Raw genomic sequence first — 25,283 nt, 5'->3', positions numbered from 1 at the left:
CTCCCTACCGAGGCATGTTCGAGCCGGCCTTGCCGATCCCGCTCGCGCCCTGCTGGTCGCCGGATTCGGTGTCGTCGGCGGTGGCCTTGAGGTTGTCGTTGATGTCACCGAGCGCCTTGACGACCTTCTTCAGGCTCTCCAGAACGCTGTCGCGGCCCTTGGTGTAGTCGCCGCCGAACTGCTGGCCGGCCTCGTCGTTGCCCCAGCACTCACCTTCAGCGTCCAAACCGGACTTGAGGGTCGTGAGGACCTGGTCGAGGTCGTCCCCCGCGTCGCCGATCTTCTTGCCGCCCGAGCGGATCTCCTCGGGCTGCATCCGCATCTTCCCGCTCATCGGCGGCCCCCTCGGCGGTTGCTCTCCCAGTCGTCGTCCCAGTCGTCGGGCCCGGCCTGCACCTGCGGTGCGGACGCGGACCGGCTCGAGGTGGACTCCTCGCTGCGGCGCTGCGCGCGTTCGGCCGCCGGGTCGGGCGGCGTGAGGAAAGGCCCGCTGTTGAGAAGCCCCTGCAGCGACGGCATTCCCGGCACCTCGGGCACGTTGGAGGTGTCGGCCAGCGGCGCGAACTCGGAGTGCAACTGCCGCTGCGCGGTGCCGGAGGCTTCGCGGATCACGCTGGTGATCGCCCGCGCGAGCTTCTCCGGGTTCGTGCGCTCGAACGCCTTGTCCGACAAGCGGACTTCCTGCACTGTCCCGGTGGCGTCGACCCGCACGGTGATCATGCCGTCGTCGGAGGCCACCTCGAAGGTCTGCTGCGCGGCGGTGGCCTGCTTCTCCTGGATGTCGGCAGTGCGCTTGCGCAGGTCGTCGAGCATGTCGTCGATCTGGTTCCGCAACGCGGAGTTCCGCGCGGCCTTCTCCTCGCTCGACGCGTCGAAGTCCCGTCCAGGCATCTCCAGCCTTCCCCCGGCTCAACAGCACGTTGCAGTGCGGATGTGATGGCTTCGACCAGTTTGACGTGTCGCCGGGGTCGTCGGTGCCCTCGCCCAGCACAATGCGGCTCAACGGCGCATTTCACTGAGCCGAACGGTCTAGCGCTGCCTGGGTGGTTTCGTCGGGGAAGGGCGATTCCGCCGGTGGGCGCAGCCCCGCGCAGACCTCCGCGAGTCGCGCCAGGTCCGCCGCTTGCTCGTGCACGAACCCCGGGCCGACCGGGTCGCCGTGGCCCGGGACGACGGTGGTGGGGTGCAGCGCGAGCACGGCGTCCACTGTGGAGGGCCAGTGCGCGGGGCGGGCGTCCTCGAAGTCCGGGGGAGCGCCGTGCTCGACCAGGTCGCCCGCGAAGACCACTGCGGCGTCGGGGACCTCGGCCACGAGGTCGTGGTCGGTGTGGCCGGGGCCGAAGTGGTGCAGGTGCACCTCCCGGCCGCCGAGGTTCAGGGAAGCGGTGCCGGTGACGAGGTGGTCGGGCTGCGCGGGCGTGGAGGTCGCCAGCGCCTCGGCAGTGCCGGTGTCGCCTCGCTCGCGGTAGTGCTCGACCCAGTGCCGGCGCTGCTCAGCCGCGGTCCGGGTGAGGAACTCAGGGCAGCGCTCGTGCGCCCAGACCGGTGCGGGCAGGAACGCGGAGGTGCCGAAGCAGTGGTCGAAGTGGCCGTGGGTGATCGCGACCTGCACCGGGAGCCGGGTGATCGCGCGCACCGCCTCGGCCAGGTCGGCGCCCTGCCGGTGGTCGCCGCGGGTGTCGACCACCAGTGCGGACTCCTCGCCGACGACGAGACCCGTGGTGAGGTCGAGCTCGGTGTGGCGACGGGCGAAGACCCGGTCCGCCACCTCGATCCACGCGTTGCCCACGGGTGGAGCTTAGTGCGGAGGCGCGGCGATCTCTGCAAGACTTCGACGATGCGTCTCCACGTCGCCCTGACCGCGCTGGCCGCGACCGCCCTCGGCGCGGGCGTGCTGTTCTTCCTGAACAGCCTGCTGTCGCCGGTGCTCATCGGCGGGCCCGGGTCGACCTGCCCCGAGCCCGACTGCGCGCTGGGTGCCGGGCTGTGGCTGATCGCCGGAGCGGTGGCCGTGGTGCTGGTCGCGTTGCTCGCCGGGTTCTTCCGGCGGACCGAGCGCCCGGTCCGCCGCGGCCTGTGGATCGCGCTGTGCTGCACGGCGATCTACCTGCTCGAATCGGTTGTGGTCTGGATCCTCCTCTGAGGCTCCCGGCACGGGCCCGGCGGTGCCGGTGTGCTTGACTCTCCTCCCGCGCACGACGACCTCGGGAGGACGGGTTTGCCGGAGGGCCACACGTTGCACCGGCTGGCCGGGGTGCACCAGGAGCTCTTCGCCGGCACCGCGGTTCGGGTCAGCAGTCCGCAGGGGCGCTTCGCCTCGGGCGCTTCGGTCCTGGACGGAACCGTGTACGAGCGGGCCGAAGCGCACGGCAAACACCTGTTCCACTTCTACGAGGCCGACCGGGTCGTGCACGTCCACCTCGGCCTCTACGGCACCTTCGCCGAGAGCGAGCTCCCGGCGACCGAACCGCGCGGCCAGGTGCGGATGCGCGTGGTCGGCCGCACCCACTTCACCGACCTGCGCGGGCCCACCAAGTGCGAACTGCTCACGCCCGACGAGGTCGCCGCCGTCCGCGACCGGCTGGGCCCCGACCCGCTGCGCGCCGACGCCGACCCGGAACGCGCGTGGCAGCGGATCTCGAAGTCGCGCACGAGCATCGCCGCGCTGCTGATGGACCAGGCGGTCCTCGCGGGGGTCGGCAACGTCTACCGGGCTGAGGTGCTGTTCCGGCACGGCGTTCCGCCGTTGACGCCCGGCCGCGAGCTGGGGCGTGAGCGGTGGGAGCGCATCTGGGCCGATCTGGTGGAGCTCATGGCAGACGGGGTCGAGGTCGGCCGCATCGACACCGTCCGCGACGAACACCTCCCCGAGGTCACCGGCCGGGCACCGCGCCAGGACCGCCACGGCGGTGAGGTCTACGTCTACCGCAGAGCTGGGATGCCCTGCCTGGTCTGCGGGGACGAGGTCGCCACGGCCGACCTGGTCGCCCGCAAGCTCTACTGGTGCCCCACCTGCCAGCCCGCGTGACCCCACGAGGACGGGAACTCCTGCGACTGGCCCCTTCCGGTGGTGGTGGGGAAGTTCCTTCCACCGCGGAGGACGGTCCTGCGGCTCGGTAACCTGGGATCACGGGAGGTCAGCGGTTGGGGAGGCGGTGCGATGGCGGACGGAGCGCACGCGGGGCGCTTTCCCTCGCCGGACGACCTGGTCCTGAAGCCCAGCCGCGAGCCTCTGGCCAGTGACGACATCGACCAGCTGCGGGCGAGCACCGCGCACCTGGTGCGGCTCGACGGCGAGAGCGGGGGCACCGCACTCGTCCCGGTGGCCGCACGGGCGTTCCGGGAAGCGTCCGCTCGGCTGGCCGCCGGGAACGTCCCGTCGTCGCTCGAGGCCGACTGCACCGCCACCGTTGCGGAGCTCGGAGAAGTGGCCGCCTGGCTCGCTTTCGACGCCGGGCAGCACGGACGAGCCCGGCGGCTGTCCTCGGCGGCGCTGCGCCTGGCGAGGCGGGCCGGGGACACGAGCATGGAGCTGTTCCTGCTGGGCAACCTGGCCCTGATGGAGCAGGAGACCGGGCGAGCGCGGGACGCGCTGCGCACGGTCGAGCTCGTGGAGCGGTTGCCGCTCAGCCCGCGGGTGCGGATCATGACCGCGCTGCGCCGCGCCCGCGCCACAGCATCGCTGGGCGACGAACGAGCGGCCGAGCTCCTCCACCGGGCCAGAACCGAGGTGGGTTCGAGCGTCCGGAGCACGGACCCGGCGTGGGCCTGGTGGGTGGACCTGCGCGAGGTCACCCACCACGAGGCCGGTGTCTGGAGCGCGCTCGGACGTCCGGACCGAGCGGTCGACTGCTACGCGGCCGCCCTGGACGCGGCGCCCGACGACTACCCGTGGGCGTCCTACCTCGCCGCGGCCCACCTGGTCTCGGTGCTGGTGGAGGTCCGCTCCTGGGCGGAAGCCGAACGTGCGGCGGCGCAGGTCGCGGCCCTGGCGACCGGGGTGAGGTCGGCCCGCGCGAGCGCGCGGCTGCGCGACGCCGCGCTCGCCGCCCGACGCTCCCGCGCCCCGGGCGGCCTCGACGACCTGCTGATCGCATTCGCGTCGCGCTGAGACGTCGTGCGGCGGGCCAGGTCAGAAGCCGAAGCCCCCGAAGTCGAACCCGCCCATGCCTCCGTCGTTGAAGGCCTCCGAGTCGTCGATCAGCCCGGGGTCGCCGCCCGGGCCGGGGACGTCGCCGACCGCGGCTCCGTCGGCGAAGCCGTCGGCGTACGCGGCTTCGGTGGGGACGGTCGCCATCCCGATGAACATCGCCGACATCAGCGCGTACGACCCCGCGGTCCACATCCCGGTGGCCATCGCCGGCTTCCACCACGGGTCGCTGTACCAGCCCTCCGGCACCGGCCTGCCCGCCACGGTGCCGCCCGGGTAGTAGTGCGGGGTGCGTTCGCTCGGGTTCGGCGAGGCCACCTGCGTCGTGCCGTCGACCTCGACCTCGCGCTCCTCGCTGACGTGCCCGGCGTAGCGCTGGCCGGTGAGCGAGGGGAGCTCGGGTCCGGGATCCACGTCCATCGCCATGCGCGCGGCGCGCACGTAGTAGAGCCCCTCCATCGCGGACTGGGTCGTCAGCCGGGCCTGCGTGGAGGTGGTGGCCTGCTCGAGCTGGGTGAGCGCGGCGGCGTGCCGCTCGGAGGCGTCGGCCAGCGCCTGCTTCGCGGCCTCGTTGGTGCCGACCAGGTTGAGGACCTGCCCGCCCAGCCGCTCCACCCAGCGACGAGCCTCGGCCTTGTCGTCCTCCAGCTGCTCGCGCTGGTGGGCCAGGACCTTCTGCCGGGACCACCACACCGCGGTGCCCAGCACGACGAGCGCGATCAGCAGAACTACGAGTGCACTGGTCATCCCTGCCTCCCCGGGACCCCGTTGTGTTCGACAGTACCCGCCCCGGGGAGGCGCTGGGCCCCTGTCGAGGGAAGTGCTCCGAGCAGCGCTGCCGCCGACGGACCCCGAGCGAACCTCTCACCCTTCCGAGTGGTGGCCGACATGTCGCGCGACATGTCGCGCCCTCTCTCGAAAGGGTGAGAAGGCGGCTCCTAGAAGGCGTCCGGGCAGTTCGGGGCGCGGTCGGTTGCGAGGGCGCGGGAGGCGGCGGCCAAGGCGCCCGGTTCGAGTTCGCGCACGCGGCCGGCCGCGGCGAGTTGCACCAGGGTGGTGCCGCCCAGGTAGGCCGCGGCGAGGTCGGCCACGTCCAGGGACAGCTGCGCCGGGGCAGTCGCGGGCTCTCCGTTCAGCCGCCAGCGCCCCTGGTTCCACGGGCAGAAGGAGTCGCCGACCTCCACGACCACGTCGTCCGGGAGGCCGCGGGCGGCCAGCGCGGCGGGCACGTCGACCAGCCGCAGCCAGAGCCCGTCGACGACCCGCTGGTCGGCGGCGCGCGGGTCGGTCAGCAGGTGCACGATCGGCTCGTCGACGGCCGCCTTCTTCCACGCCACCTCCCTGACCAGGTCGAACTCCACCAGGTAGCGCCACAGCGCGGCGTAGGCCCGCGGTGTCTCGGCCATCAGGTGGGTGACCACCAGCCCGTAGTCCGGGCCGCGGTCGGTCCACTTCTTGACCGCGCGGTAGATCACGTGGCCGTCGGGGTGCAGGGCGTAGCGCGACCGAAGGCCGTCGCGCTTCTGGCGCATCAGCTCCAGGGCTTCCCACGACCCGTCACCGCGGCCGGTCCAGCCGACCCGGGTCGCCGCGATCCGGGTGTGCTGCTCGTGGACGACCGGCAACGCGCGGTCCCGGTCGACCTCGCGCACCGGGCGCTCGTCGACCTCGACGTCGGCCCGGAACCGAGCGCCTGCGGGCAGGGCGAGGTGGTTCTCGAAGGTCGCCACGCCGTAGCCGAAGCGGCCGTAGATCGCGCCTTCGGAGGCGTAGAGCACGGCCAGCGGGACGGCCGAACCGCGCACCTGGTCGAGCTGCTCGCGCATCAGCGCGGTCAGCACGCCGCGACGGCGGTGACCGGGCTTGACGCCGACGGTCGTCACCCCGGCCACCGGCGAGCTGCGTCCGCCGGGCAGCGTGATCGTGAGGTCGTGGTGACCGGCGGTGCCGATCATCTCCGGGCCGTCGAAGACACCCAGCGCCGTGACGTGCGGGACGATCGGGCGGAACCGGGCCAGCTCCTCCTCGGAGTCCTCCAGGAACGCGGCCGCGAACACGGCCGGGAACTCCTCGTGCTCCGCAGCGTCGAGCTTCCTCGCCTCAAGATTCCCCATGGACCATTGGTACCGCCCGACCCGAGGTGGAGCGACCGTTTTTTCAGCCGCCGAGCGGGACCTCGGCGATGGTCTCCCACTCCGTGCTGGAGTGGTCGCGGCTCATCTTGACCAGCGAGAGGGCCGAGACCTTGGCGGTGGCCGACTCGACCTGGGTGGCCTGCAGCGTGGCGATGGCGAAGATCGCCGGTCCGTCCGTGGTCGAGTGGGCGAGGCTGACGTGCTTGTCGATGTCCTCGGGCTCCGAGGGGACCGCGTCGGCGCCCAGCACCTCGGAGGTGGCTTCGCGCACGGCGGCGCGCAGGTCGAGCACGCTGGACTGCGGCTCGGCGGGCAGCGACAGCGACTCGGGCAGCACCACCGCGTGGTGGAACGCCAACGTCAGCGGCATGATCTCGGCCAGCTTCGGCCGGGTCGCCTCGAGGAGGGGCTCGACCTGGGATTCGTCCACCTCGTCGGTGAAACCGATCTCCTGGACCAGGATGTGCATCCATTCCAGCGGCACCAGGTCGAACCCGGGCAGGTCGCGCAGCGCGTACTGGTAGTCGTTGACCAGTTTGCGCAGCCCGGACTGGTCCGCCAGCGGCAACACCCAGGCGTACCCGGTGCGGCCGGCGTGCCAGTCGGTGCGCCAGCGGGTGTGGTTGCGAACCTGATCGGCATGCGGCATGTCGGTCACCCCTCACATAGTGCCCGGACGTGTCCGGAAGTGGGGCGCGCTTGACCTATCTCACGGTTTCGACGGCTCGGGTTCACCCTGCCGTGCGGCGGCATCCGGGCGATCGAGACTGGCCGCGGCATCGGCGTCGCGCACCCGCAGTGCCAGCACGATACCCAGCACCGCGAAGACCACCGAGACCAGGAACGCGCCGTGGAAGGCGCTCAGCTGCGCCTCGGCCGCCATCGCAGGCACACTGCTGTCCACTGTGGATTGGTTGTGCTGCATGAGCGCGGTGAGCACGGTCGCGACGACCGCGGTGCCCAAGGCGGTGGCGACCTGGCGGGTGACGTTGAACATGGAGCTGGCCATCCCCATCGCCGGGCCGGACACCGCGGCGAAGGTGGCGGTCTGCACCGGCGTCATCAGCAGACCCATCGCCACGCCCTGGGTGGCCAGGATCAGGCCGAGCGCCCACAGCGGCGTGGACAGGTCCTGCAGCTGCAGCAGCCCGCCGATGAGCAGCTGGACGCCGAAGCCCGCCAGCACCAGCCGCTTGGGTCCGATGCGGCCGTAGACGCGGCTCACCACCTGCGTGGTCGCCAGCATCGCCACGGCCTGCGGCATCATCGTCAGCCCCGCGAACATCGGCGACACCCCGCGCAGCGTCTGCAGGTAGAGCGGGATCAGGAAGAGCACGCCGAACATCGCGCCGGTCATGCACAGCAGCAGCAGGTTGCCGGTGCCGAACAGCCGGTCGCCCAGCAGGCGCAGGTCCAGCATCGGCGACCGCACCGACAGCTCCCGCCACACGAGACCGCCGAGGAGCAGCACGGACGCGGCCAGGCTGAGCCACACCGCGGGCTGAGCCCAGCCGACCTGCGCCCCCTGGTCCAGGCCGACCAGCAGCGTGGCCAGGCCGGCTCCGGCCAGCACGAACCCCGGCAGGTCGAAGCGGCCCGGGTCGCGGGTCGTCTCCTCCCGGAGGAACAGGACCGTGAACAGCAGCGCGATGGCGCCGACCGGCAGGTTGATGAAGAAGATCCACCGCCAGCTCGCGAACTCGACCAGGACGCCGCCGAGCAGCGGTCCCAGCATCGGGGCGACGGTGATCGGGATGGACAGCACCGCCCCGGCCTTCGCGCGCTCGTTGGCGGGGAAGGCGCGGAACATCATCGCCTGGCCGACCGGGACGAGCATGCCGCCGCCGACGCCTTGCAGGACGCGCGACCCGACGAGCATCCACATCGAGGTCGCCAGCCCGCACAGCATCGAGGCGAGGGTGAAGATGATCACCGCGGCCTGGAAGGTCTTCTTGCTGCCGAAGCGGTCGGCGATCCAGCCGGACGACGGGATGAACACCGCGAGGCTGATCATGTAGCCGGTCAGCACCCACTGGAGCTGAGCGGGCTCGGCCTGGAACTCGCGGCCCAGCGTGGCCAGCGCCACGTTGAGGATCGTGACGTCCAGGATCTGCATGATCAGCGCCAGCACGAACGTGATGCCGACCAGCCACTTGTACTCGAGCCGCCGCACAGAACCCCCCGCTCCAACACCGGAAACACCTTCAGCATCCCCCAGCCCGCGACAAACCCCAAAACGGTTCCTGCCGCTGGTCACAGGCGTCGCAGGAGCCTGGTGTCGCACCACGCGCAGCACGGGGCGGGCACGCAGAAGGGCGGAGATCCCAGCCGGTCAGCCGGGGTCTCCGCCCTGTTCGGAGCGGGCGACGGGAATCGAACCCGCGTAGCCAGTTTGGAAGACTGGGGCTCTACCATTGAGCTACGCCCGCGTGCAAGCCGCACCTGAGTCCGCGGCGCAGCCGCGGTCCGTTGGTGACCTTGCGTGCCCCAGCTTAACCGGTCGCGATAGGCTCTTCGCAACGCACCCGGGGTACCCGGGTGTGTCGCACGTCGGACGGGGTGTGGCGCAGTTTGGTAGCGCACTCGCTTTGGGTGCGAGGGGTCGTGGGTTCAAATCCCGCCACCCCGACGTGTCAGCCGGCCGCTCGCAGGACTCGCGGGTGGCCGGTTTCGCATTCCCACGGGTGATCCCCGCCGCGTGAGGCGCAGCTCCCGGTAACGACCTGGTGAACCCGTCCGATTCCCCCGACGTGCGAGGTGCGATCCAGACCGGTCCAGGGCTGCAGCGGTCCGCCGCCGCGGTGTGCGCGGCGCTGGGCGCGGCCGTCGTGGCGCTGATCGCCGTCTCCCTGTGGGTACCGGGCCCGCCGACGGCCCCCGGCTCGTCCCCGGCGGCGGGCATCGTCACCGCGGTCACGCCGACCGACCTCGGCGTTCCGCCGGTTCGCTGAGCGGGTGCGGGCCGTTTCTCGCAACCCCACACCCCGTGCCCGGGCGGGAAGCAATAGACTCGGTGGTCAGCCCGGCATCGGACGTGGTGCAGCCGCGCCCTCAGCTAGCGCCGGGGAATCAAGCACGTTCGCACTAGGAGACCACGTGAAGAGCACCGTCGAGCACCTGAGCCCGACGCGCGTCCGGATCAACGTCGAGGTGCCGTTCGACGAGCTCAAGCCGAACTTCGACCGCGCGTACAAGGCACTGGCCCAGCAGGTCCGCATCCCCGGCTTCCGGCCGGGCAAGGTCCCGGCGCGGGTGCTGGAGAGCCGCATCGGTCGTGGGCCCGTGCTCGACGAGGTCGTCAACGAGGCGGTTCCGGCCAAGTACCTGGAGGCTGTCAACAGCGACGAGCTGCGCACCCTCGGTCGCCCGGACATCGAGGTGACCAAGATCGAGGACGGTGCGGAGATCGCGTTCACCGCCGAGGTCGACGTCCGCCCCGAGATCACCGTGCCCGCCTTCGGCGAGCTGTCGGTGAGCGTCGACGACGTCGAGGTCGCGGAGGAGGACGTCAACGAGCAGCTCGACTCGCTGCGTGCCCGCTTCGGCACGCTGGCCGGCGTTGACCGCCCCGCGCAGCAGGGCGACTTCCTGAGCATCGACCTGTCGGCCAAGGTCGACGGTGAAGAGGTCGAGGACGCCCAGACCTCCGGCCTGTCGTACGAGATCGGTTCGGGACAGCTCGTCGAGGGCATCGACGACGCGGTGATCGGCGCGACCGAAGGCGAGACCAAGAGCTTCACCACCAAGCTGGTGGCCGGCGAGCACGCCGGCAAGGACGCCGAGGTCTCGGTCACGGTCAACTCCATCAAGGAGCGCCAGCTGCCGGAGGCCGACGACGAGTTCGCGCAGATGGCCAGCGAGTTCGACACGATCGACGAGCTGATCGCCGACCTGCGCGAGCGCCTGGGCCGGGTCAAGAAGATGGAGCAGGGCATGCAGGCCCGGGACAAGGTCCTGGACGTGCTGCTGGAGACCATCGACGTCCCGCTGCCGGAGAAGGTCGTCGAGCAGGAGGTGGAAGCGCGTCAGCACGACGCCATCCACCCCTTCGACCACGACGAGAAGGCCTTCGAAGCGTGGCTCGAGACGCAGGACAAGACCCGCGAGCAGTTCGACACCGAGACCCGCGAAGAGGCCGAGAAGGCCGTCCGCACCCAGCTGGTGCTGGACACCATCGCCGATGAAGAGGGCGTGTCGGTTTCCGACGAGGAGCTGACGCAGCGCATCATCTACCAGGCGCAGCGCTTCGGCATGAGCCCGGACCAGTTCGTGCAGCAGGCCCAGGAGTCGGGCCAGATCGGCGCCCTGTACGCCGACGTCCGCCGCAGCAAGGCGCTGTTCTCGGTGGTCCGCCAGGCCACCGTGACCGACGGGTCGGGCAACACGCTGGACATGGACGAGCTGTTCGGCCCGCAGGAGGGCGAGGAGACCCCCGAGGTCGTCGAGGGTGAGTCCGAGTCCGCCGAGGTCGAGGCCGACGACGCGAAGGCGGAGTCGTCCAAGCAGTGATCCGGCTCTCGCCGAAAACTTGATACGCAAGCTCTGAGCGAACGTGGGCGGTACTGGGAAGCTGGTGCCGTCCACGTTCGTTAGGGTCTGTCGTAGCGGATCACCCGAGTAGGGAAGCAGGACATCACCTGCGGTCGTCGAGGACGCCCGGTGGTTCGTCGGGTCCACTTTGGAAGGGCTGCGACGAGCTCCGGGCAGACCCGACCGGCCAGGGTGGACAAGGGCCCATTGTGGGAGAAGGCAGGGGAGACGTGACGCAGCACCTGACTCCGGCGTCCAACGCGCAGGCTCCGTCCATGCGGACGGGCACGAACGGGCTCTCGCTCAACGACTCGGTTTTCGAGCGGCTGCTGCGGGAGCGGATCATCGTCCTCGGGTCCCAGGTCGAGGAGAACATCTCGAACCAGATCTGCTCGCAGCTCTTGCTGCTGGCGGCCGAGGACCCGGACCGCGACATCCAGCTCTACATCAACTCGCCGGGTGGTTCGGTCACGGCCGGCATGGCGATCTACGACACGATGGAGCTGGTCAAGCCGGACGTGGCCACCGTGGCGATGGGCATGGCGGCTTCGATGGGGCAGTTCCTGCTGTCGGCGGGCGCCAAGGGCAAGCGCTTCGCGCTGCCGCACGCGCGGATCATGATGCACCAGCCCTCGGCCGGTCTGGGTGGTACCGCGGCCGACATCGCGATCCAGGCCAAGATGTTCTCCAAGCACAAGGAGGAGATGGCAGCCCTGATCGCCGGGCAGACCGGCAAGTCGCCCGAGACGATCATGGCGGACTTCGACCGGGACCGGTGGTTCACCGCCGAGGAGGCCCGCGACTACGGGCTCGTGGACCACGTGGCGAGCGCGGCGAACCTGCCGACCAGCTGATCACCCTCCCGCACCCGGACCTAGTTACGAGGAGTCACCCATCGTGAACCCTTACCAGTCGTTGCAGTCCCGGTACGTGCTGCCGTCGTTCGTCGAGCGCACCGCGTACGGGGTCAAGGAGTCCAACCCGTACAACAAGCTGTTCGAGGAGCGCATCGTCTTCCTCGGCGTCCAGGTCGACGACGCCTCGGCCAACGACGTGATGGCGCAGCTGCTGTTCCTGGAGTCCGACGACCCGGACCGCGAGATCCAGATGTACATCAACTCCCCCGGTGGTTCCTTCACCGCGATGATGGCCATCTACGACACGATCCAGTACGTGCGTCCTGACGTGCGCACCATCTGCCTGGGCCAGGCGGCCTCGGCGGCCGCGGTGCTGCTCGCCGCCGGCACCGAGGGCAAGCGCCAGGCACTGCCGAACTCCCGCGTGCTGATCCACCAGCCGTCGGTCGAGGGCATCTACGGCCAGGTCTCCGACCTCGAGATCCAGGCCAACGAGGTCCAGCGGATGCGCGACCTGATGGAGTCCTCGCTGGCCAAGCACACCAAGCGCTCCCAGGAGCAGGTGCACGAGGACGTCGACCGCGACAAGATCCTCACCTCGGAGCAGGCCAAGGAGTACGGCATCATCGACGAGGTCGTGCCGTACCGGAAGCTGTCGCAGCAGCAGTCCTGATGTGGCGTCCCCGGGGGCCTCAGGGCCCCCGGAGGCGTTTCCGCAGCGTGAGTTCCGGTCGCAGGTCCGGCGGTGGAGCGGGCGCCACGCCCGGCTGCCGGGACCGCGACACGCCGAACGCGACGCTGGTCACAGCACGCACGGCGATGGCGGACACTGTGAGTCTCCCCGAACGCGGGGAACGACAGGTACCGTCGAAGGCACATACGGTCAGGCGCGCCGATCGGAGGCGTGCCGGAGGGGACGGGGTCAGCGGTCATGGCACGTATCGGTGACGGCGGCGACCTGCTGAAGTGCTCCTTCTGCGGGAAGAGCCAGAAGCAGGTGAAGAAACTCATCGCCGGCCCCGGCGTGTACATCTGCGATGAGTGCATCGATCTCTGCAACGAGATCATCGAGGAAGAGCTGGCCGAGGCCGGCGAGGTCAAGCTCGACGAGCTGCCCAAGCCGGCGGAGATCCACGAGTTCCTCGACCAGTACGTCATCGGGCAGGACCCGGCGAAGCGCAACCTGTCGGTCGCGGTCTACAACCACTACAAGCGCATCCAGGCCGGGGAGCGGCGCGAGGCCCGCGGTGAAGAGGCCGTCGAGCTGGCCAAGTCCAACATCCTGATGCTCGGCCCCACCGGCTGCGGCAAGACCTACCTGGCCCAGACGTTGGCCAAGATGCTCAACGTGCCGTTCGCGATCGCCGACGCCACGGCGTTGACCGAGGCCGGTTACGTGGGCGAGGACGTCGAGAACATCCTGCTGAAGCTGATCCAGGCCGCCGACTACGACGTCAAGCGCGCCGAGACCGGCATCATCTACATCGACGAGGTCGACAAGATCGCCCGCAAGAGCGAGAACCCGTCGATCACCCGCGACGTCTCCGGCGAGGGTGTCCAGCAGGCGCTGCTGAAGATCTTGGAGGGCACCACGGCGAGCGTGCCGCCGCAGGGCGGCCGCAAGCACCCGCACCAGGAGTTCATCCAGATCGACACGTCGAACGTGCTGTTCATCGTGGCCGGCGCGTTCGCCGGACTGGAGAAGATCGTCGAGGAGCGGGTGGGCAAGCACAGCGTCGGCTTCGGCGCTGAGCTGCGGTCCAAGGCCGAGATCGACACCGCCGACCACTTCGCCGACGTCATGCCCGAGGACCTGATCAAGTACGGTCTGATCCCCGAGTTCATCGGCCGGCTCCCCACCGTCGCCAGCGTGACGAACCTCGACAAGGCGTCGCTGGTGCAGATCCTCACCGAGCCGCGCAACGCGCTGGTGAAGCAGTACAAGCGGTTGTTCGAGATGGACAACGTGGAGCTGGAGTTCACCAAGACCGCGCTGGAGGCCATCGCCGACCAGGCGATCCTGCGAGGCACGGGAGCGCGCGGTCTGCGCGCGATCCTGGAGGAAGTCCTGCTGCCGGTCATGTACGACATCCCGAGCCGCTCGGACGTGGCGAAGGTCGTCATCACCGAGCAGACCGTGCGGGAGAACGTCAACCCCACGATCGTGGCCCGTCAGGCTTCGCGCCGGGAGCGTCGCGAGAAGTCCGCCTGAGCTGTCACTCCACCAGCACCCCGTGCCGCTCGGCGCGGGGTGCTCGTGCGTTCGGCCACCCGATGCGGTCATTCAGGGCATGTCGCGGGCACCCGGTGCCACGTCCCGCGGCGGTCAGGTGAATAGTTGATGGTGGAGGGACGGGGTGGCGAGACGACGAGTCCGGGAGTGCCTGGCATGAGCGACATGCATGTTCTGCTGGTCCACGGGATGACCGGTGCCGGTCCGTGGCACTGGCAGCAGTGGTTGGCGGGCCAGCTCGCGGAGCACGGCGTCCAGGTCGACGCTCCGGTGCTGCCGGACCCGGACCGGCCTGATCTCCAGCGGTGGCTCCCGGTGCTGCGCGAGCGCCTGGCGGCCGTGCCACCAGAGGCGGAGCTGGTGGTCGCCGCGCATTCCTGCGGAGTGGCCCTGTGGCTGCACCACGCCGCCACCACCGGCTCGGACGACCCGCGCGCGGACCGGGTGCTGCTGGTGGCACCGCCGGACGCGGAGTGGGACCACCCCGACGCCCGCGACCTCACGCCGTACCCGGTCGACGCGACCGCGCTGCGCCGCGCGGCGGGCATGACGCGCCTGGTCGTCGGCACCGGCGACGCCTACCTCCCGATGCACCGCGCGCACGCGCTGGCGGAGGACCTGCAGGTGGAGATGGACGTCGTCCTCGACGGCGGTCACCTCAACACCGACGCCGGCTACGGGCCCTGGCCCTCGGTCCTGCGCTGGGCGCTCTACGGAACGGTTCCCCTGCACGACCGCTTCGACTCCGACGCCTACACCGCCGGTCGCTCCCAGGAGCAGCTCCGGCTGGTCTGACCCTCCACGAGCCGGCTCCACCGCACCACCCCGCCAGGGCCTCGCACCTCGACCGAGTCCGCTGCCGCGGCCGAGGTGGCCGGACTACGCCGGGTTCCGTGTGAGCAGCGGACGAGGTTCGGCGATCACCGATCACCCGCGTGGCTCGCCGAATCCCCGGGGACTCAGGTGCGGATGTGGCCGCCGATGAAGTCGACGAGTTCCGGGAGGGCCTTGCGGAAGTAGGTCTTGTTGTGGCGCCCCGGGCTCGTCGAGGCGTAGGTCGGCCGGGCGAGGCGGATGAAGCGGCGGGTGCCCTCGATGAACTTGTCGCCGTTGCCGCACCAGACCCCGAGGGGCAGGTCACCGTGGGCGTCGACGTGGCGGAGGGGGTCGATGGCCCGCCACTCCGCCTCGTTGGTGAACGCGCGCCGCTTGCGCATCTCCCGCCAGCTGGTGTGCAGCGCGGGAGCGATCACGCCGGCCGTCTGGATCGGGTCGCCGAGCTCGCGGCGCCGCCGGGCGTACACCAGGGCCCCGAAGCCGCCCATCGAGATGCCCGCCGCCGCGATCGGTTCGCCCAGACCGCGCTCGGACAACCACTGCGGCACCTCGTCGAGGAGCATGGTCATCGCGTCGTCTCCGGGGCGGCGGTGCCAGTAGTTGTTCGAACCACCGTCCACGGAGAGCAGCGTGAAGGGGGGAACGCGCCCGGCGGCAACGGAGTTCGACAACCACGCGGGAAGGCCGGCGACCGAGTCCAGCGCGTCGCCGAAGCGCCCGTGCAGCATCAGGCACACCGGGAGCCCCCGCGACGACACGTTCCTGGGGTGGATGGCGACCATGTCGATGGCCTGGTTGCGGGCGTGCGAGTAGATCCGCTCGACCGAGACGTTCGAGGCCAGCGACACCCGTTGCTCGACGGGTCCGCCTGCGCTGTCGGTGCTCAGCCCGAGCCCGGCCGCTGTGATGCCGGCCACTCCCGAGGTCAGCAGAGCGCGCCTCGACAGCGCGCTTCCGAACGATCTCCGATGCGGCAATCCATCCCTCCTCCTCGACACCGGCCGCAATCCTGCCAAGGCTCCAGCTGTTCGTCACCCGGTCCCGGCGATCGAGATCCGCTCGGCTCCGGTGTAGACGTTCATCGAGGACCCGCGCAGGAAGCCGACGAGCGTCATGCCCTGCTCCTCGGCCAGGTCCACGGCCAGCGACGACGGTGCGGAGACCGCCGCGAGCACCGGCACGCCGGCCATCGCCGCCTTCTGCACGAGCTCGAACGACGCCCGGCCCGAGACCATCAGCACGCACCCCGCCAGCGGCACCCGGCGTTGCATCAGGGCCCAGCCCAGCGCCTTGTCCACCGCGTTGTGCCTGCCCACGTCCTCGCGCACGACCAGCAGCTCACCGTCCGAGTCGAACAAACCGGCCGCGTGCAGGCCGCCGGTCGAGTCGAACACGCGCTGGGCCGCGCGCAACGCGTCCGGCAGTCCGATGAGGGTGGTCGACCCGACGCTCACCGGGTCGGTGGCGGGCGAGTGGTGGGTGCGGAGCTTGACGGAATCCAGCGCGGCCTTGCCGCACACGCCGCACGAGGAGGTCGTGTAGAAGTTGCGCTCCACCGAGGCGTCCGGCATCGGCACGCCCGGGGCCAGTGCGACGTCGAGCACGTTGTAGGTGTTGCGGCCGTCGGGTCCGGGGCTGTCGCAGTAGCGGGCCGTGGCCAGCTCGTCGGGTTCGCCGATGACACCCTCGGTGAGCAGGAACCCGTGCGCCAGCTCCACGTCGTGACCGGGCGTGCGCATCGTCACCGACAGCGGCTTGCCGTTGACCCGGACTTCCAGCGGCTCCTCGGCGGCCAGCGCGTCCGGCCTGGTCCGGTGGCTGCTCTCGGTGATGCGCAGCACTGGCCGACGTACCGTGACACGTCCCATCACGCCTCCTCGGAACTTCATTGCGGTTTGAAGGAGATGGCTCGTTCCGGGCCGTCGCCAACAGTATGCTCGGCGCGCTGATCAACGTCGCGAAGCCGGGAGGCCCAATGGTTTCAGGGCTGCTTTCGCCCAGTCGAATCGTCGCTCCACCAGATTGGAGCAGGTGGCTGATCCCACCGGCAGCGCTGGCGGTGCACCTGTCGATCGGCCAGGTCTACGCGTGGAGCGTGTTCAAGCCTCCGCTCGAGGACGCGCTCGGCCTGTCCGGGACCCTGAGCGCCCTGCCGTTCCAGCTGGGCATCGTGATGCTCGGGCTCTCGGCCGCGCTGGGCGGCACGACGGTGGAGAAGCGCGGGCCGCGCTGGGCGATGACGGTGTCGGCGACCTGCTTCTCGCTCGGTTTCTTGATCTCCTCGCTGGGCGTGGCGCTGGGCCAGTACTGGCTCGTGGTGCTCGGCTACGGTTTCGTCGGCGGCATCGGTCTGGGCATCGGCTACATCTCGCCGGTGTCGACGTTGATGAAGTGGTTCCCGGACCGCCCGGGGATGGCCACCGGCATCGCGATCATGGGCTTCGGCGGCGGTGCGCTGATCGCCTCGCCGTGGTCGACGCAGATGCTGGACACCTTCGGCGAGGACCGGTCCGGGATCGCCCAGACCTTCCTGGTGCACGGCGTGGTCTACGCGGTGTTCATGTCGTTGGGCGCGCTGCTCGTCCGGGTTCCGGCTCCGGACTGGAAGCCGAAGTCGATGCCCGAGCAGGTCGCCAAGCCGATGGTCACCTCGGCCGAGGTGACGGCCAACAACGCCATCCGCACCCCGCAGTTCTGGCTGCTGTGGGTGGTCCTGTGCTGCAACGTCACCGCGGGCATCGGCATCCTGGAGAAGGCCGCGCCGATGATCGTGGACTTCTTCGAGGCCAGCCCGACCCCGGTGGCGACCGGTGCGGCGGCCGGGTTCGTGGCGCTGCTGTCGTTGACCAACATGGCCGGGCGGTTCGTCTGGTCGTCCACATCGGACGTCGTGGGTCGGAAGAACATCTACCGCCTGTACCTGGGCGGAGGAGCCCTGCTCTACCTGGGGATCCTGCTGTTCGGCTCGGTCGGCGTCCCGGTGTTCGTGCTGTGCGCGATCCTGATCCTGTCCTTCTACGGTGGTGGGTTCTCCACCATCCCGGCCTACCTGAAGGACCTGTTCGGCAGCCTGCAGGTCGGCGCGATCCACGGGCGGCTGCTCACCGCGTGGTCGGCGGCGGGCGTGTTCGGTCCGCTGATCGTCAACGCCGTCGCCGACGCGCAGGAAGCCGGCGGTGCTGAAGGACCGGACCTGTACGCGGCCTCCCTCTCCATCATGATCGGCCTGCTGGTGGTGGGCTTCATCGCCAACGAGCTGGTCCGCCCGGTCAACCCGAAGTTCCACGAACCGGCGGAAGGAGGGGACAAGTGACGACCGCGAACCGCAAGGTCCTCCTGGTCATCGCCTGGCTCTGGGTGGGTGTTCCGTTCCTCTACGGCCTCTACGAGCTCATCGCCAAGGTCACCAAGCTCTTCACCGGCTGACCTCGGGCTCCGCTGAGGGGGCGCGGCTGCTGAGCCGCGCCCCCTCGCTGCATGCCAGGGTCACGTCGCCGCTGGTCCGGGCCGGTGGTATGCCCGGGAAAACCGCTGTCCGGGCACTCGTAGAATCCGACGTGTGACACAGACCCGTGCAGCCGCAGCGAACCGTGAACTCCCGTCGACCTGGAACCCGGCCGACGTAGAGGCCGAGCTGTACGAGCGCTGGGTAGCCGCCGAGTACTTCACCGCCGACGCGAACAGCGACAAGCCGCCGTTCTCGATCGTCATCCCGCCGCCGAACGTCACCGGCAGCCTGCACATCGGCCACGCCTTCGAGCACACGCTGATGGACGTCCTCACCCGGCGCCGCCGGATGCAGGGCTACGAAGCCCTGTGGCTGCCGGGCATGGACCACGCCAGCATCGCCGTGCAGGCGCTCGTGGAGAAGCAGCTGCGCGACGAGGGCATCGACCACCGGGAGCTGGGCCGCGAGAAGTTCCTGGAGCGCGTCTGGCAGTGGAAGGAGAAGCACGGCGGGGCCATCCTGTCCCAGATGCGTCGTCTCGGTGACAGCGTCGACTGGTCCCGCCAGCGCTTCACCATGGACGACGGGCTGTCCCGCGCCGTCCAGACGATCTTCAAGAACCTCTACGACGACGGCCTGATCTACCGCGCCGAGCGGCTGGTCAACTGGTCGCCGGAGATGCGCACCGCGATCTCCGACATCGAGGTGGAGCACAAGGAGGTCGAGGGCGAGCTCGTCTCCATGCGCTACGGCAACGGCGAGAACTCGATCGTGGTGGCCACCACGCGTGTCGAGACGATGCTCGGTGACACCGCCATCGCGGTGCACCCCGCCGACGAGCGCTACAAGCACGTCGTCGGCACCGAGGTGGAGCTGCCGCTCACCGGCCGCAAGATCCCTGTCGTTCCCGACGAGCACGTCGACCCCGAGTTCGGCACCGGCGCGGTCAAGGTGACCCCGGCCCACGACCCGAACGACTTCGAGATCGGCAAGCGGCACGACCTGCCGATGCTCACGATCATGGACGAGCAGGGCCGGATCGCCCACACCGGCACGCGCTTCGACGGCATGGACCGCTTCGAGGCCCGGGTGGCGGTGCGCGAGGCGCTGCGCGAGCAGGACCGCATCGTCGCCGAGAAGCGTCCCTACGTGCACAGCGTCGGGCACAGCTCGCGCTCCAAGGAGCCGATCGAGCCGCGCCTGTCGCTGCAGTGGTTCGTCAAGGTCGGCCCGCTGGCCAAGGCGGCGGGGGACGCCGTCCGCGACGGCCGCGTCGCGGTGCACCCGCCGGAGATGGCCAAGCGCTACTTCGACTGGGTCGACAACCTGCACGACTGGGCCATCTCGCGGCAGCTGTGGTGGGGTCACCGGATCCCGATCTGGTACGGCCCCAACGGCGAGGTCGTCTGCGTCGGACCGGACGAGGAGCCGCCCTCGGGCGAGGGCTGGCACCAGGACGAGGACGTCCTCGACACCTGGTTCTCCTCGGGCCTGTGGCCGTTCTCGACCATGGGTTGGCCCGAGGAAACCCCGGACCTGGACAAGTTCTACCCGACGTCCGTGCTGGTCACCGGCTACGACATCCTCTTCTTCTGGGTCGTCCGGATGATGATGATGGGCCTGTACGCGATGAAGGACCGGGACCCGGAGGAGGCGATCCCGTTCAAGACCATCGCGCTGCACGGCATGGTCCGCGACGCGCACGGCAAGAAGATGTCGAAGTCCGCGGGCAACACCGTCGATCCGCTGGAGTGGATGGACACCTACGGCACCGACGCGCTGCGGTTCACCCTGGCGCGCGGGGCGAACCCGGGCACCGACTCGCCGATCAGCGAGGAGTGGGTCTCGGCGTCGCGCAGCTTCGGCACGAAGCTGTTCAACGCCACCAAGTTCGCGCTGATGAACGGTGCGCGCGTGCCGTCCGAGCCGCTCGACCACGACGCGCTGACCGACGCCGACCGGTGGATCCTGGACCGCGCCGACGCGTTGGTGTCCTACGTGGACGAGATGCTGGAGGACTTCCAGTTCGCCAAGGCCACCGAGGCGCTCTACCACTTCACCTGGGACGAGTTCTGCGACTGGTACCTGGAGCTGTCCAAGGTCCAGGTGGACGTCTCCGAGGAGCGCGCCGAGCGCACCCGCGAGGTGCTCGGCCACGTCCTCGACGTGCTGCTGCGGTTGCTGCACCCGATCATCCCGTTCCTCACCGAGACCCTGTGGACGGCGCTGACCGGGCGCGAGTCCGTGGTGATCGCCGACTGGCCGAAACCCACCGGAGGGGAGGCCGACAGCGCCGCCGCCGACCGGATCGCGGCGACCCAGAAGCTGATCACCGAGATCCGCCGGTTCCGCTCCGACCAGGGGCTCAAGCCCGGCCAGAAGGTCGCGGCGCGGCTCAGCGGGGTCGAGGAGCTGGGTCTGGGCGAGCACGTGCCCGCGGTGCGGTCGCTGGCGAAGGTGACCGAGCCGGGCGAGGAGTTCACCTCCTCCGCTTCCATCGAAGTCGGCCTGACCGGCGGCACGGTGAACGTCGAGCTGGACCTCTCCGGTGCCATCGACGTCGAGGCCGAGCGCAAGCGGCTGACCAAGGACCTCGCCGCGGCTGAGAAGGAGCTGGCCGGGGCCGACAAGAAGCTCGGCAACCAGGCGTTCCTGGAGAAGGCGCCGGCCGAGGTCGTCGACAAGATCAAGTCCCGCCGCGAGGTCGCCGAGGCCGACATCGCCCGCATCACCGCCCGCCTGGAGGCGCTCCCGCAGGGCTGACGCACATCGTGGACGAGGGGCCCTCCGCGGGAGGGCCCCTCGCCCCTCGACGGGCCTGGACACCCCGTCCACCTGGGGAGACGTAGACTTCACCCTCGGCATTCCGTCGTTGGTAGGGGAGTGGGTACGTGACCGGCATGGATCCGGCCGCGCTGCACGAGCTGCGCGTGGTGGAGGCCGAGCTCAACGAACGCTGGCCGGAGACCAAGATCGAGCCGTCGCTGGACCGCATCCGCGCGCTCACCGACCTGCTCGCCGAGCCGCAGCGCGGCTACCCGGTCGTGCACGTCGCGGGCACCAACGGGAAGTCCTCGACGACGCGCATCGTCGACGCCCTGCTGACCGCGCTCGAACTGCGCACCGGCCGCTACACCAGCCCGCACCTGCAGCTGGCCACCGAGCGCATCGGTGTCGACGGCGGCCCGATCAGCCCCGAGGGCTACGTCGAGGCCTACCGCGACGTCGCGCCCTACGTGTCCATCGTGGACTCCCAGAGCGACGTCAAGATGAGCAAGTTCGAGGTGCTCACCGGCATGGCCTTCGCGGCGTTCGCCGAGGCGCCGGTCGACGTCGGCGTGGTCGAGGTCGGTCTCGGCGGCAGTTGGGACGCCACCAACGTCGTCGACGCCCACGTCGCGGTGATCTGCCCGGTCGCGCTCGACCACGCCGAGTACCTCGGCACCGACCTCGCCGGGATCGCCCGGGAGAAGGCCGGGATCATCAAGTCCAACTCCGTCGTGGTCATGGCCTCCCAGCCGGTCGAGGCGCAGCAGGAGATCATGAAGCGGGTCGCCGAGGTCGACGCCACCGTGGCGCGCGAAGGTCAGGAGTTCGGCGTGCTGGAGCGCACGGTCGCGGTCGGCGGCCAGGTGCTCAAGCTGCAAGGGCTCGGCGGTGTCTACGACGAGATCTTCCTGCCGCTGCACGGCGAGCACCAGGCCCGCAACGCCGCCCTCGCGCTGGCCGCCGTGGAGGCCTTCTTCGGGGCGGGCGCGGACCGGCAGCTCGACGTCGAGCGGATCCGGGCCGGGTTCGCCTCGGTCATCGTGCCCGGCAGGCTGGAGCGCGTGCGCGCGGCGCCCGCGGTGCTGGTCGACGCCGCCCACAACCCGCACGGCGCCCGCGCCCTGGCCGAGGGGCTCACATCGGAGTTCTCCTTCCGCAAGCTGGTCGCGGTGGTCGGCGTGCTGGGCGAGAAGGACGCGCGCGGCATCCTCGCCGAGCTGGAGCCGGTGGTGGAGGAGCTGGTGCTGACCCGCAACTCCTCGCCGCGCTCGATGGACCCCGACGAGCTGGCCGGCATCGCGCTCGACATCTTCGGGCAGGACCGGATCATGGTCGAGCCGCGCCTGGACAACGCCGTCGAGCAGGCGATCCAGCTCGCGGAGGAGACCGAAGACCCTGGTGAGTCGATGTCCGGCGGTGGTGTGGTGATCACCGGGTCCGTGGTGACCGCGGGCGAGGCCCGCGCCCTGTTCGGCAAGGAGCCCGCGTGAGCGAGACGGGAGCGGACGTGGCGGAGGAGTCCCGGCCCGAGAAGGGCCTGCCGGAGGCGCCGGAAGGCGTGCGCGACCCGTGGAAGGGCCTGCGCGGCATCATGGCGGCCACCCTGGCGCTGGAGTTCATCACGTTCCTGCTGGCGCTGCCGGTGGTGTGGAAGTTCGGCGGCGGGGTGTCCAGCGCCGGCTTCGTGGTCGTCATCGTGCTGTCGGTGCTGATGCTGGTGGCGGCCTTCGTGCAGCGCCGTCCGTGGGGCCTGGGCTTCGCGCTCGCGCTGCAGGCGGCGATGATCGTGTGCGCGTTCATCCACCCGTCGATCGGCATCATGGGCGTGATCTTCGCGCTGATCTGGGCCTACATCCTGCACCTGCGCAAGGACATCGCCACGCGGATGCGCGAGGGCCGGCTCTACGACCAGCTCGGCCACCCCCCGGGCTACCCCGAGGGCTCAGACTGACCATCCCCGGCCGGGCCCCACCGGCTGGAACCTCTCCTGCGGGGAGCCCTCCTGCGGGGAGCCCTCCTGCGGGGACTCCTCCTGCGGGGACTCCTCCTGCGGGGACTCCTCCTGCGGGGACTCCTCCTGCGGGGACTCCTCCTGCGGGGACTCCTCCTGCGGGGAGCCCTCCTGCGGGGAGCCCTCCTGCGCGGGAGTGGCTCTGCCGAAACCCCACCATCGGAAATCTCTCAGGTGGGGAACTCCTCCTCCGGGAACAGGGCCCGGTCGAACTTCGCGCGAAGTTGAACTCCCGTGGAGAGCGTTCGACGTGCGCGCGAAGTTCGACTCCGACGGAGAGTCTTCGAACTTCGCGCGACATTCGAATTCCGTTCCTCGATCAGGCGAGGTCGACGACGGCTCGGCCGAGGATCTCGCCTCGGTTGAGGGCGTCGAAGGCGTCCTGCACCTTCTCGAACGGGTAGCGGCGGCTGATCGCGTCCTGCGGGCGCAGCTGGCCGCGGGCGACGAGGTCGAGCAGGACCGGCATGTCGCGGCGGGGCTTGGCGCCGTAGGAACCCTTGATCTGCAGCTTGCGCCGGGCGATCGTGGCGAGGTCGAACTCACCGGTGGTGCCCTTGGCGGCGATGCCGACGACCACCACCTGGCCGCCTTCGACGACCGAGTCCCGGGCGACGTTGAACGTCGGGACCGCGCCCAGCGCCTCGAAGGCGACGTCCACGCCGCGCCCGCCGGTCAGCTCGCGGATCACCGCGGGAGCGTCCACTTCGGACGAGTTGACCACGTGGGTGGCCCCCAGCTCGCGGGCGCCTTCCAGCTTGGCGTCGTTGATGTCCACCGCGATGATCATCGACGCGCCGAACACCGCCGCCAGCTGGATCAGCGCGGAGCCGACACCACCGGCGGCCACCACCGCCACGGTGTCACCGACCTTCACGTTCGCCGCGTGCCGCAGCGCGCCGTAAGCCGTCATCGTCGAGCAGCCGACCGAGGCGACGTCGGAGAGCTCGACCCCGTCTGGCACCCGGTACACCGAGCTGGCCGGGGTGACGCAGCGTTCGGCCATGCCGCCCTGCGAGTACATCCAGACCGGCTCGCCGCCGGGCCTGTGCAGCCGCGTGTCGTCGTCGTAGAGCTTGCCCTGGCCCCGGTTGAACCGGAAGAAGCGCTCGCAGATCTCCTCGTTGCCGCGCGAGCACTGCCCGCACTGGCCGCACGGCATGATGAAGCTGGTCACGACCGGGTCGCCCACGGACAGCCCGCTGACCCCGGACCCGAGCTCGGAGACCACCCCGGCGACCTCGTGGCCGAGCACGGCCGGCGTGGGGAACGGCAGCTCACCCTTGATGACGTGCAGGTCGCTGTGGCACGCGCCGCAGGAGCGCACGTCGATGGCGACCTCGCCGGCCCTCGGGGTGGGATCGTCCAGGTCCTCGATCCGCAGTGGTGCGTTGGCGGCGGTGTGCACGGCGGCGCGCATCATGACCTCCTCGTCGGACACGGCCAGTCGGTTCGGCCGTGAAGCTAGCGGCCCGAGCGGACTCGCACCAGGGTCCGCGCGGATGCGGCGGAAGAACTCCACCCCCGGAGTGCGGCAGGGCGGACGTCAGTGGTCCGAACCCCGGGAGAGGTGGGTTCACCTGCATCGATACGCTGACGGTCAATTCGGGCGCCGGGTCTTCTCGCTCGGCGCAACCGTGACGTGAGGAGAGAGAACGTGAGCGAGCGCACTCTGGTGCTGGTCAAGCCCGACGGTGTCGAGCGGGGACTCGTCGGCGAGGTCATCAGCCGGATCGAGCGCAAGGGCCTGAAGCTGGTCGCGCTGGAGCTCAAGAACGTCGACCGCCAGCTCGCCGAGCAGCACTACGCCGAGCACGACGGCAAGCCGTTCTTCGAGAGCCTGATCGAGTTCATCACCGGCGGCCCGGTCGTGGCGGCCTGCGTCGAGGGCCCGAAGGCCATCGCGGCCTTCCGCCAGCTCGCCGGTGGCACCGACCCGGTCGAGAAGGCCGCCCCGGGCTCCATCCGCGGCGACTACGGCCTGGAGGTCCAGTACAACCTGGTCCACGGCTCGGACTCGCCCGAGTCCGCAGCCCGAGAGCTCAAGCTCTGGTTCCCCGAGCTGGGGGCCTGAGCCGGTCACCTCGCTCGTCGGTGCGGGTAGCGGAACCTGACACGCCGTCTGGACTCCGCGCGCCGCTCCCGATGCACGACCCGCACGGCGTCACGGCGTGCTCGCCAGACGACGTGTCACAACCCGCGGCGGTGCAAGCTGCGAGGGTGGTCCTCACGCCTCGCGGCTGCGCCGCCTGCGGGTGTGCAGCACAGCGCCCCCGGCTGGGATCGCCCCCGCTCGGCGCTCGGTCGAAGGAC

General features: G+C 70.3%; 25 protein-coding genes and 2 tRNA genes. 16 read left to right on the top strand and 11 right to left on the bottom strand.

The features are described 5' to 3' along the window. Window positions 1–4: 4 nt before the first annotated feature. The 3 genes from EIL87_RS04515 to EIL87_RS04505 form a co-directional block, all read right to left on the bottom strand. Window positions 5–334, bottom strand: coding sequence for a WXG100 family type VII secretion target (locus tag EIL87_RS04515; protein ID WP_233576017.1), 330 nt, complete (start codon window positions 332–334; stop codon window positions 5–7). Further along, entirely contained in the window at window positions 331–891 is a 561-nt protein-coding gene (locus tag EIL87_RS04510) for a YbaB/EbfC family nucleoid-associated protein (protein WP_125088864.1), read from the bottom strand. The genes EIL87_RS04515 and EIL87_RS04510 overlap by 4 nt, the downstream gene beginning before the upstream one ends. Before the next feature lie 121 nt (window positions 892–1,012). Next, a complete protein-coding gene (locus EIL87_RS04505) occupies window positions 1,013–1,789 on the bottom strand; it encodes an MBL fold metallo-hydrolase (RefSeq protein ID WP_125088863.1) in 777 nt (258 codons plus the stop codon). Window positions 1,790–1,837: 48 nt separating this feature from the next. On the opposite strand from EIL87_RS04505, the gene EIL87_RS04500 reads away from it, so the two are divergent. From EIL87_RS04500 to EIL87_RS04490, 3 genes are all read left to right on the top strand, one after another. After that, on the top strand, window positions 1,838–2,143 hold the full coding sequence (locus tag EIL87_RS04500; protein ID WP_125088862.1) for a hypothetical protein: 306 nt from the start codon (window positions 1,838–1,840) through the stop codon (window positions 2,141–2,143). 75 nt (window positions 2,144–2,218) lie between these two features. Further along, a complete protein-coding gene (locus tag EIL87_RS04495; protein ID WP_125088861.1) occupies window positions 2,219–3,028 on the top strand; it encodes an Fpg/Nei family DNA glycosylase in 810 nt (269 codons plus the stop codon). 132 nt (window positions 3,029–3,160) lie between these two features. Further along, window positions 3,161–4,111: a hypothetical protein gene (locus EIL87_RS04490; RefSeq protein ID WP_233576016.1), complete on the top strand. Its 951-nt coding sequence runs from the start codon at window positions 3,161–3,163 to the stop codon at window positions 4,109–4,111. Between the two features lie 21 nt (window positions 4,112–4,132). On the opposite strand, the gene EIL87_RS04485 is transcribed toward EIL87_RS04490, so the two are convergent. The 5 genes from EIL87_RS04485 to EIL87_RS04465 all read right to left on the bottom strand — a co-directional run bounded on the left by EIL87_RS04485 (window position 4,133) and on the right by EIL87_RS04465 (window position 8,714). Further along, window positions 4,133–4,897 carry a coiled-coil domain-containing protein gene (locus EIL87_RS04485; protein ID WP_125088860.1) on the bottom strand — a complete coding sequence of 255 codons (765 nt, stop codon included), beginning with the start codon at window positions 4,895–4,897 and terminating at the stop codon, window positions 4,133–4,135. Between the two features lie 191 nt (window positions 4,898–5,088). Further along, the gene (locus tag EIL87_RS04480; protein WP_125088859.1) at window positions 5,089–6,264 is read right to left on the bottom strand and encodes a GNAT family N-acetyltransferase; all 1,176 of its coding nucleotides are present in this window, start codon (window positions 6,262–6,264) and stop codon (window positions 5,089–5,091) included. Between the two features lie 43 nt (window positions 6,265–6,307). Beyond that, window positions 6,308–6,934, bottom strand: a complete 627-nt coding sequence (locus EIL87_RS04475; protein ID WP_125088858.1) for a 2'-5' RNA ligase family protein — start codon at window positions 6,932–6,934, stop codon at window positions 6,308–6,310. 60 nt (window positions 6,935–6,994) lie between these two features. Continuing rightward, window positions 6,995–8,458: an MDR family MFS transporter gene (locus tag EIL87_RS04470; RefSeq protein ID WP_125088857.1), complete on the bottom strand. Its 1,464-nt coding sequence runs from the start codon at window positions 8,456–8,458 to the stop codon at window positions 6,995–6,997. A 185-nt stretch (window positions 8,459–8,643) separates the two neighbouring features. After that, window positions 8,644–8,714, bottom strand: a tRNA-Gly gene (locus tag EIL87_RS04465). 126 nt (window positions 8,715–8,840) lie between these two features. On the opposite strand from EIL87_RS04465, the gene EIL87_RS04460 reads away from it, so the two are divergent. The 7 genes from EIL87_RS04460 (at window position 8,841) to EIL87_RS04430 (ending at window position 14,700) form a co-directional block, all read left to right on the top strand. After that, window positions 8,841–8,914 (top strand) — tRNA-Pro (locus EIL87_RS04460). A 121-nt stretch (window positions 8,915–9,035) separates the two neighbouring features. Continuing rightward, complete coding sequence (locus tag EIL87_RS04455; RefSeq protein WP_125088856.1) at window positions 9,036–9,236, top strand: hypothetical protein; 201 nt, start codon at window positions 9,036–9,038, stop codon at window positions 9,234–9,236. A gap of 145 nt (window positions 9,237–9,381) precedes the next feature. Continuing rightward, entirely contained in the window at window positions 9,382–10,794 is a 1,413-nt protein-coding gene (gene tig, locus EIL87_RS04450; protein ID WP_125088855.1) for a trigger factor, read from the top strand. Window positions 10,795–11,045: 251 nt separating this feature from the next. After that, window positions 11,046–11,669, top strand: coding sequence for a ClpP family protease (locus EIL87_RS04445; RefSeq protein ID WP_125088854.1), 624 nt, complete (start codon window positions 11,046–11,048; stop codon window positions 11,667–11,669). A 43-nt stretch (window positions 11,670–11,712) separates the two neighbouring features. Next, window positions 11,713–12,345: an ATP-dependent Clp protease proteolytic subunit gene (locus EIL87_RS04440; protein WP_125088853.1), complete on the top strand. Its 633-nt coding sequence runs from the start codon at window positions 11,713–11,715 to the stop codon at window positions 12,343–12,345. A 258-nt stretch (window positions 12,346–12,603) separates the two neighbouring features. Then, on the top strand, window positions 12,604–13,884 hold the full coding sequence (gene clpX / locus EIL87_RS04435) for an ATP-dependent Clp protease ATP-binding subunit ClpX (RefSeq protein WP_125088852.1): 1,281 nt from the start codon (window positions 12,604–12,606) through the stop codon (window positions 13,882–13,884). 177 nt (window positions 13,885–14,061) lie between these two features. Continuing rightward, a complete protein-coding gene (locus EIL87_RS04430) occupies window positions 14,062–14,700 on the top strand; it encodes an RBBP9/YdeN family alpha/beta hydrolase (RefSeq protein WP_125088851.1) in 639 nt (212 codons plus the stop codon). Between the two features lie 164 nt (window positions 14,701–14,864). Here EIL87_RS04430 and EIL87_RS04425 read toward each other — a convergent pair whose 3' ends face one another. After that, on the bottom strand, window positions 14,865–15,719 hold the full coding sequence (locus tag EIL87_RS04425; protein ID WP_233576014.1) for an alpha/beta hydrolase: 855 nt from the start codon (window positions 15,717–15,719) through the stop codon (window positions 14,865–14,867). Window positions 15,720–15,773: 54 nt separating this feature from the next. Continuing rightward, a complete protein-coding gene (gene fdhD, locus EIL87_RS04420; RefSeq protein WP_125088850.1) occupies window positions 15,774–16,610 on the bottom strand; it encodes a formate dehydrogenase accessory sulfurtransferase FdhD in 837 nt (278 codons plus the stop codon). 107 nt (window positions 16,611–16,717) lie between these two features. Here fdhD and EIL87_RS04415 point away from each other — a divergent pair, with 107 nt between their 5' ends. From EIL87_RS04415 to EIL87_RS04400, 5 genes are all read left to right on the top strand, one after another. Beyond that, window positions 16,718–18,055, top strand: a complete 1,338-nt coding sequence (locus EIL87_RS04415) for an L-lactate MFS transporter (RefSeq protein ID WP_125088849.1) — start codon at window positions 16,718–16,720, stop codon at window positions 18,053–18,055. Beyond that, window positions 18,052–18,168: an MFS transporter small subunit gene (locus EIL87_RS28010; RefSeq protein ID WP_456114893.1), complete on the top strand. Its 117-nt coding sequence runs from the start codon at window positions 18,052–18,054 to the stop codon at window positions 18,166–18,168. The genes EIL87_RS04415 and EIL87_RS28010 overlap by 4 nt, the downstream gene beginning before the upstream one ends. Window positions 18,169–18,301: 133 nt before the next feature. Next, window positions 18,302–20,953, top strand: a complete 2,652-nt coding sequence (locus tag EIL87_RS04410) for a valine--tRNA ligase (RefSeq protein ID WP_125088848.1) — start codon at window positions 18,302–18,304, stop codon at window positions 20,951–20,953. Between the two features lie 137 nt (window positions 20,954–21,090). Continuing rightward, a complete protein-coding gene (gene folC, locus EIL87_RS04405; protein WP_125088952.1) occupies window positions 21,091–22,449 on the top strand; it encodes a bifunctional tetrahydrofolate synthase/dihydrofolate synthase in 1,359 nt (452 codons plus the stop codon). Then, a complete protein-coding gene (locus EIL87_RS04400; protein WP_233576013.1) occupies window positions 22,446–22,910 on the top strand; it encodes a DUF4233 domain-containing protein in 465 nt (154 codons plus the stop codon). The genes folC and EIL87_RS04400 overlap by 4 nt, the downstream gene beginning before the upstream one ends. A 379-nt stretch (window positions 22,911–23,289) precedes the next feature. Here the strand turns inward: EIL87_RS04400 and EIL87_RS04395 are convergent, their stop codons facing one another. After that, entirely contained in the window at window positions 23,290–24,411 is a 1,122-nt protein-coding gene (locus EIL87_RS04395; RefSeq protein WP_233576012.1) for a zinc-binding dehydrogenase, read from the bottom strand. A 216-nt stretch (window positions 24,412–24,627) separates the two neighbouring features. On the opposite strand from EIL87_RS04395, the gene ndk reads away from it, so the two are divergent. Further along, entirely contained in the window at window positions 24,628–25,044 is a 417-nt protein-coding gene (gene ndk / locus EIL87_RS04390) for a nucleoside-diphosphate kinase (protein WP_125088847.1), read from the top strand. Window positions 25,045–25,283: the final 239 nt, after the last annotated feature.

Origin of the sequence: Saccharopolyspora rhizosphaerae (assembly GCF_003931915.1) — a bacterium.
Lineage (GTDB): Bacteria > Actinomycetota > Actinomycetes > Mycobacteriales > Pseudonocardiaceae > Saccharopolyspora > Saccharopolyspora rhizosphaerae.
The sequence above is the reverse complement of the archived record's forward strand: the minus strand, read 5'-3'. Positions and strand labels throughout refer to the sequence as shown.